The following is a 7783-nucleotide window of genomic DNA, read 5'->3' as shown; positions in this document are numbered from 1 at the left end:
CATCTTCTAGGTTAGTAACACCATATAAATCATAATCTTTTCTATTGTTGATGCATTCAATCAAAAGATCTAGTTTATCTTCGGGTAAACTAAAAACAAAATCCTTAAAAGGATTTTCAAAATTAGACATAAAAAACATCCTCAACATGTCTAAGCAGCCATTCGGTGAGGATGTCGCCAAACAAAGTTCCAAATGACTGCTTAGACATTAACTTTCTTTGGCTTTTTAATTATAACAGATTCATAAAACGGATACACTACTTTCATTTTGTCAACCACACGATTGTAGATTAATAGAATTTTATTTTTTTATTTATTTGGTATAATTATGGTGTAATTGTGTAATGTTTGGAGGACACTTTCTATGGCCTATTTTCTTAAAAAAACAAAACGAAATGACAGACTTTATCTTTCCATCTATGAGAGTTTTTATTCTCCAGAAACCAAGAACACCCGACATAAAAGTTTTCGTAAAATCGGGTTCGTTGATGCTCTTATCGAACAAGGTATAGATGATCCAATCTCTCATTTTCAGAAAGAAGTCAATGAACTGAATTCTAAACGGGAGACAGAAAAGTGTCGCATCAACTTTCAACAGATTTCTGACATTTCACCAGAACTGTGTCTGGGTTATGTACCAATTGCGAAAATCTTGAACATGCTGGATGTAAAAGAACATTTTGGGTATTTAAGTTCTTCAAGGAAGTTCGAGTTCGATGTATATGATGTCTTTTCCGCTCTTGTATATGCTCGTGTTGTTGCGCCTTTATCTAAACATCAGACTTTTCATGATATTCTTCCAAAGCTATATGTTCAAAAAAACTTCAGTTATGATCAACTCCTAGAGGGCTTGGAATTCATGGGCGAAGAATATGAGAAACTGGTTGAAATACTAACCGTTGCGACTGATGACAATTTTATTCTGGATTCCAGACGTTCTTATTTTGATTGTACAAACTATTACTTTGAAATCGATAAGGAATCTACTCTTCAAAAAAGAGGTCCTTCCAAAGAAAATCGAAGGGACCCTATTGTGGGAATGGGCCTTCTTTTAGACGCACAGATGTTACCAGTCGGCATGAAGATATTCCCAGGCAATGAATCTGAAAAGCCGGTCATGCGTGACCTAATCCACGATTTGAAATCAAGAAACAATATCAAGGGCCGTACCATCCAAATTGCTGATAAAGGCCTTAACTGTGCTAAAAATATTATTGAAGCTATCGATAATGGAGATGGCTATCTGTTTTCGAAATCTGTAAAAACCCTTCCTGAAAAAGAAAGACAATGGGTTCTTCTTGATGACGGATTCGAAACAGTGTTTGATCAGAACGGAGAACCCGTTTATAAAATCAAGGAATGCATCGATACGTTTACCTATTCATACAAGGATGATTACGGGAATGTCATAACTCGTAATATAAAAGAAAAAAGAACAGTTACCTATAACTTCAGTCTCGCGAAGAAGAAACTGATGGAAATCAATAGAATGATTGAAAAAGCCAAGGCACACCGTGCATGCCAGGCCAAAAAAGAAGAATATGGTGAATCATCAAAATATATGCAGTTTCTAGATGATCAGGGGAAAAGTATAAAACCCCAGCTAAATCAAAAAGCTATAGACAAAGACAAAGAACTAGCCGGATATAATATGCTCGTAACATCTGAAATCAATATGTCATCAAAAGACATATACAATGCTTATCATCAGCTTTGGCAAATTGAAGAATCCTTCCGCATCATGAAGTCCGAACTTGATACACGTCCGGTCTATCTACAAAAAGAAAATCGGATCAAAGGGCATTTCTTCATCTGTTACACAGCCGTGTTATTATCACGAATCCTTCAATTCAAGATTCTGAAAAATAAATACTCAGCAAGTACAATATACGATTTCATGAGAAAATTCCGAGTTGTAAGAATCAACTCCACAAGATTCATAAATCTATTAACCAGCAAAGAATTCGTAACAGATCTATCCAAAAAATTAAATCAACCAATAACAAATTATTATCTAACAGATAAACAAATAAAAATGATGCATACTCGATAATCAAATATCGAGTGTTGCACCATTTTTTACTATTCAACCTCTAAAGTCAGGTACTATACTATCTAAAAACCATTCATGCCATAAAGGAATACACAAAATTTCACAATCTTCTGAAATGTATTTAACATTGTTTTTTATATGCATCATATTAAATGATTTGTAATTGTTTGAACATTTTATATACTCCATTATCATCTACATCATCGGCAATATAGGTTGCTTTTTGCTTTATTTCATCGTTTCCATTTTTCATGGCAATCTTTATATTACAGGCATTAAACATAGGAAGATCACTTGAAGAATCACCAAAACATATAGATTCTTTTTTATCTATATGTAAATAGTCCAGTAACTTATTGATAGCAAATTCTTTACTGATTCCTTCGGGACTGGTATCTCCATAAAGGGCAAGTTGCCCTTTTCCACCCCAGGTTCCCACAACCATATCCTTAAACTCTTTCACGGCATCCAGATAATCTTGATAACTATTTAATACAAATGCTGTCTTGTTTACATCATCTCTATATTTTGATGTCATTTTTCTAAAAGCTGGGTTTATTGGTGCATTTACAGCTGATTTATTATTACCAAATGCATATTTCATACGAGCCTGTACTGACTTTTCCATATAATCATCACTGATATATATGCCACTGTTACACTCAAATCTATAGGCAAGAGATCTTGAAATACACCAATCTGTAAAATGTTTACATTGAACATAAGTTAATGGTTTATGAAATATTTCTGTGCCTTGTACTTCAATATAATTTCCATTTCCTCCAATAAAACCATCCAATTCAAAATCAAAATGTCTTTCCAGTATTTCCTGTTTAGAACATCCAGTACACAAAAATACAAAATGCCCATTTTTTCTTGCTGCGATAACCGCCTCTTTTGCTGATGATGGTATTTGTGCTTTATAATTAATTAATGTCCCATCTACATCTAAAAACAATATTGCCATATTCACAACTCCTGATAAAAAAGATGTTCTATGATTTCCGAACATCTTTTCTATTTTTTATTCAATTCCTAAATCTTTGCCATTAGTACCAATGACCGTTTTGTACCAATTGTAACTCTTCTTCAGATATCTGTTTCCTGTACCATTTCCTTCATCATCCAAATCAACGTAGATGATGCCGTATCTCTTTGACATTTGTCCTGTACCATTAGAAACAATATCAATAGGACCCCACATAGTATATCCGAACAGATCAACACCCTTTTCAATAGCTCTTTGCATAGCCTGAACATGTTTTCTCATGTAATCAATACGATAATCATCATTAATTACATTACCTTCCTCTACCGTGTCAATAGCGCCTAATCCATTTTCAGAAATAAATAATGGCTTCTGATATCTGTCATATAAATCCTGTAAAGCCAGCATTAATCCGTCTGGGTCAACTGACCATCCCCATCCTGTCTTTGGTAAATATGGATTTACAATACCTTCAAGTGTATTTGTATCAATAATCTTTTCAGCAGCTTCAGTCTCTTCAGAAGATACTACTCTGCTTCTGTAATAAGAGAATGTAATGAAGTCTACAGGATAAGAAGCAATAATTTCTTCATCTCCCTCTTCAAAAGTGATTTTGATATTATTTTCTTCAAAATACTGCCAGATATAATCCGGATACTTTCCTCTTACCTGAACATCGGAGAAGAAATACTCTTTTCTCTTTTCTTTTTCAGCAGCAATAACATCTTTTGGGTTACATGTGTAAGGATACACTGTCTTGTACGCAATCATTGCCCCAACTTTAGCATGGTTAGAATGCTGGTGAATATACTTTACTGCAAGTGCACTTGCTACAAACTGGTGATGTGCTGCCTGATACATTCTTTGCAGCAGATTTTCGCTGTCAGGATAAATACATGCAGCATCCCAACAGATAGGTTTTACAGCCGCGTTACCAATTTCATTAAATGTCAGCCAGTAATCAACAACATCATCCAGATTATCTACAATCGTTCTGACGAACTTCATGTAAAACTCAATAAATTTACGATTATCCCATCCACCATATGTGTCTACTAAATATAATGGTGTTTCATAATGAGAAATAGTAACCATTACTTTCATTCCAAGTTCATGACAGTATTTAAACATATCATGATAGAAATCAAGTCCTTTTTGATTAGGAGTTTCTTCTTCTCCAGTCGGATAAATTCTGGCCCAGTTGATAGATGTTCTGAAGATATTAAAATTAGCTTCAGCCATCAATTTTAAATCACTCTTATAGGTATGATAGAAGTCAATGGCCTTATGAGTAGGATAATAATCTGCATCTCTTCTCAATCCTCCAAAAAAACCTCTTGCTTTAATGTCAGCAGTAGACATTTGTTTGCCATCTTCCAGATAAGCACCTTCACATTGGTTAGCAGCTACTGCACCACCCCATAAAAATCCTTCAGGAAATTCCTTTTTTACTTCTTTATTTAAAAATGCCATATTATTCTCCTTCTTTCTTATATTCAGCTACTATTGTTTTTCCTTTTTTTGCATATCCATCTGTAGTGAAACTCATTTTCTTCTCACAACCAGGAAAAAGCATCATTGTTGTCAGATCATATCCTTCCTGTTTCAAATCATAGGAATTCATGCGAATGATTTTATCCCCTCTGTGGACTGTTGTGCCAGCATCTACAAACTTTTTAAATCCAACACCTTGTTTATTTACAGTATCAATACCAATATGTACCAGTATTTCTACACCATCTTCATTTTTCATTCCAAATGCATGCATGGTAGGAAACAACATTGTGACCTCTCCATCACATGGAGCCACAATTACATCATCATCAGGCACAATGGCAACACCGGTTCCCATCATACCTTTAGAAAACACATCGTCATTCACTGCAGTAAGTGGAATGATTTTCCCACTTACCACAGCTGCAAAATCATTTGTGTTTTCTTCTTTTTTTGAAAACAACTTAAACATACTTATTTGATGCTCCTTCCATCATATAAAACATAAGTGCATAGAAATGAGACCACGAAGGAAACAGCAACACCCGCAAGAATTGCTCCCATAGTTTTTTCAAAAATAACTACACCAAGGATAGAAGAATAACCCATTGCAAAAGCTTTAGCACCCATATACCCGGCAACAGCACCACCAGCAATACCACCGGCTACAAGACCAATCATCGGTTTTTTCAAGCGAAGATTAACACCGTATAATGCAGGTTCAGAAACACCGGAAAGCATAGCACCGATACCAGCTGATAATGCAGTTGCCCTAAATTCTTTATCTTTAGTTTTTAAAGCAACAGCACAACAGGAACCACATTCAGAAATGTTATGTAAAATCCAACCAGGTCTGAACACATTATCATACCCAGTACGAGAGAACAATTCCATCATAGGAGCTACAGGCAACATATTTACACCCATCATAACCAAGAATGGCTGAGCTGCGGCAATAATACCCGGAGCAAATCCACCTACATGTGCTTGTAACCAGATGATACCTGCGACAATCCAAGAACCAACAATATTACCAATAGGACCTAATGCTAATACAACGATTGGAAAACCAATTAAGAATACACATAATGGAGCAAATACACTTCTGAATAATCCAGGAATTACTCTGTAGAAGAATCTTTCCAGATATGCACATAGAATAGCTGTAAAAATACCTGGAAGTAATGTACTACCATAGGAAGCTAAATGTACAGGAAGTCCAAACATTGTAGTAGCTTTTCCGGCAGTCATAATAGTATTAAAATCCGGATATACCAATGTCAGTGCAATTGCCATTGAAAAAGCAGGATTGGATTTTAAAACTTTACTTGTACCATATGCCACTAATACAGGCATAAAGTAGAATGGTGCACTGGACATGAAGTTAAGCATTGTATATGCTGTAGAACTTGCTGCTGATGGGATGAAGTAATTCAGTAAAGAGAGAATTACTTTCAGCATACCTGCTCCATACACTACAGTAATGAATGGTGTCAGTGACTGAGACATAAATGTAATTGCTTTTTCAAAATAATATTTGAAATTCTTCTTCTCATTACCAGACACAAGATTTTCATCAAGATTCTCATTAATTGGAGCTTCTGTCTGTACTGAATAATTTTTTTCAAGATTATCAAATACAGGGAATAAATGTTCACCAAGAATAATCTGGTACTGCTGATTTCCATAAACCACACCTAATACTCCAGGTAGATTTTTTATTTTCTCATCCTCTGCTTTATTTCTGTCATTCAAATATAGCCTTAAACGTGTTACGCAGTGTGTAATTGTTTTGATATTTTCGACACCACCTACATATTCCACTATCTGCTTTGTCAAATTATCATAATCTATTTTAGCCATTAGTATCGTCCTTTCTTTGTAACTCATACAGCCTTACAATATGAATCATTAAATAAATACAATCTTCATCAGTACATCTGTAATTAAACTTTCCATTAATAAATTCACTGATTTCATGAATACACCTGTCAACTCCTTCATACTTCGTGACCAATTGACCGAATATATTAGTAACTTCAATAGAACCGTTAGAAGTTTGATGACTGACAATTCTGCTTAAGAAAAATTTCAGGTGAATAATGTACCTTGAATACGCTAACGAATCTTCATCTATCTGATTTCCAAGATATTTCATTGTGATATTCACAATACTGTTTACGCCTTCGAGCAATTCTCTTGTTTCAATATTTGTTTTTTCTTGAGACGCCACAATCAGATGGAAAGCAATAGATGTTGCTTCATCTTTTGGAAGATCTACATGCAGAGTTTCGTTAATATATTGAATAGCACACTTACCTACTTGGTACTCATCTTCGTAAAATCTCTTAATCTCTTCATTAAACAACTTTGAGGTATTATTTCCCTCTCTGAATTGTTTAACACTGAAATCAATATGATCCGAAAGACTGACAAGTAAGTTGACATTATATTTTTGATTCAATGTTTTAGCAGCATAATCAATAATATGTTGTGATACTTCAATCACTTCGAAAGGCACTTCTTCAAATAAAGTAAGATTTAAATTTTTCTGTCTGTCCAGATAAATATATGTCTTCATAATTTCTTCAGGATAAACAATATCATTCTTGCTTTTTTTAAACCCAAGTCCCTTTCCTATCGCTATCATTTCACGGCCGTTTGAATCTTTAACGATAACAATATTATTGTTCACTACTTTAAATGTCCTGTACACCTGTTTATCTAACTTGAGCATGATTCTCCTCCCCAAATACAAATTAAAAAGGCAAACTCAAACATTTAGTTTACCGCCTCAGATAAACTAACGTAAGAATTTGCCTTAATAGCTTAGATTAAGTAACAAGTCTTAATTTGTATTACACTTTAAGTATAGCCGGTACCGCTTTCAATGTCAACAGTATTTTTATTTTTTTCTGGTTTTGGTCAAAAGAAAAATTTATTCCCACCCGGGAGTTTAACACTTGCTCATAGTCGAAATAGCCAAATGTCGTTTATGTACGGCTTTTTTTTCGTCAAATTTTTATTTTTTTACTGTTGTATGTGTTGTAATTGTGATATAATAGTTGTAAAGGATGGCTGCTTCTATGAAACTGTATTATGATAAACGACTTAAAGATCCTACTTACTATATTCAGCAGGGATTTAGAAATGGTAAAAAAACGACAACCAAAAATATCAAAAGATTAGGTAAACATTCTGAGCTTCTTCTTATAACGGATAATCCCTTGGAATACGCTAAAAACGAA

The 7783-nt window shown here is 34.3% G+C and carries 6 protein-coding genes; 1 reads left to right on the top strand and 5 read right to left on the bottom strand.

All coding sequences use genetic code 11. From position 1 onward, the window contains the following. Positions 1-364: 364 nt before the first annotated feature. A complete protein-coding gene (locus C7U55_RS13055; protein ID WP_106988922.1) occupies positions 365-2053 on the top strand; it encodes an IS1634 family transposase in 1689 nt (562 codons plus the stop codon). A gap of 148 nt (positions 2054-2201) precedes the next feature. On the opposite strand, the gene C7U55_RS13050 is transcribed toward C7U55_RS13055, so the two are convergent. The 5 genes from C7U55_RS13050 to C7U55_RS13030 are packed head-to-tail and all read right to left on the bottom strand — an operon-like array spanning position 2202 to position 7272. Next, positions 2202-3020, bottom strand: coding sequence for a Cof-type HAD-IIB family hydrolase (locus C7U55_RS13050; protein WP_227280083.1), 819 nt, complete (start codon positions 3018-3020; stop codon positions 2202-2204). A 57-nt stretch (positions 3021-3077) separates the two neighbouring features. After that, a complete protein-coding gene (locus tag C7U55_RS13045) occupies positions 3078-4514 on the bottom strand; it encodes a glycoside hydrolase family 1 protein (RefSeq protein WP_106988920.1) in 1437 nt (478 codons plus the stop codon). Between the two features lies 1 nt (position 4515). Beyond that, positions 4516-5007: a PTS sugar transporter subunit IIA gene (locus C7U55_RS13040; RefSeq protein WP_106988919.1), complete on the bottom strand. Its 492-nt coding sequence runs from the start codon at positions 5005-5007 to the stop codon at positions 4516-4518. 2 nt (positions 5008-5009) lie between these two features. Further along, complete coding sequence (locus tag C7U55_RS13035) at positions 5010-6398, bottom strand: PTS transporter subunit EIIC (protein WP_106988918.1); 1389 nt, start codon at positions 6396-6398, stop codon at positions 5010-5012. Then, entirely contained in the window at positions 6391-7272 is an 882-nt protein-coding gene (locus C7U55_RS13030; protein WP_106988917.1) for a PRD domain-containing protein, read from the bottom strand. The genes C7U55_RS13035 and C7U55_RS13030 overlap by 8 nt, the downstream gene beginning before the upstream one ends. Positions 7273-7783 lie beyond the last annotated feature (511 nt).

The sequence above is a fragment of the Faecalibacillus faecis genome (assembly GCF_003024675.1).
Taxonomy (GTDB): Bacteria; Bacillota_I; Bacilli_A; order Erysipelotrichales; family Coprobacillaceae; genus Faecalibacillus; species Faecalibacillus faecis.
This window is presented reverse-complemented; position numbering and strand designations above follow the sequence as displayed.

What these genes read in the sequence shown, in the direction of transcription:
- C7U55_RS13055 (WP_106988922.1), top strand. Translation starts at nt 365, where the DNA reads ATGGCCTATTTTCTTAAAAAAACAAAACGAAATGACAGACTTTATCTT.
- C7U55_RS13050 (WP_227280083.1), bottom strand. Translation starts at nt 3,020, where the DNA reads ATGGCAATATTGTTTTTAGATGTAGATGGGACATTAATTAATTATAAA.
- C7U55_RS13045 (WP_106988920.1), bottom strand. Translation starts at nt 4,514, where the DNA reads ATGGCATTTTTAAATAAAGAAGTAAAAAAGGAATTTCCTGAAGGATTT.
- C7U55_RS13040 (WP_106988919.1), bottom strand. Translation starts at nt 5,007, where the DNA reads ATGTTTAAGTTGTTTTCAAAAAAAGAAGAAAACACAAATGATTTTGCA.
- C7U55_RS13035 (WP_106988918.1), bottom strand. Translation starts at nt 6,398, where the DNA reads ATGGCTAAAATAGATTATGATAATTTGACAAAGCAGATAGTGGAATAT.
- C7U55_RS13030 (WP_106988917.1), bottom strand. Translation starts at nt 7,272, where the DNA reads ATGCTCAAGTTAGATAAACAGGTGTACAGGACATTTAAAGTAGTGAAC.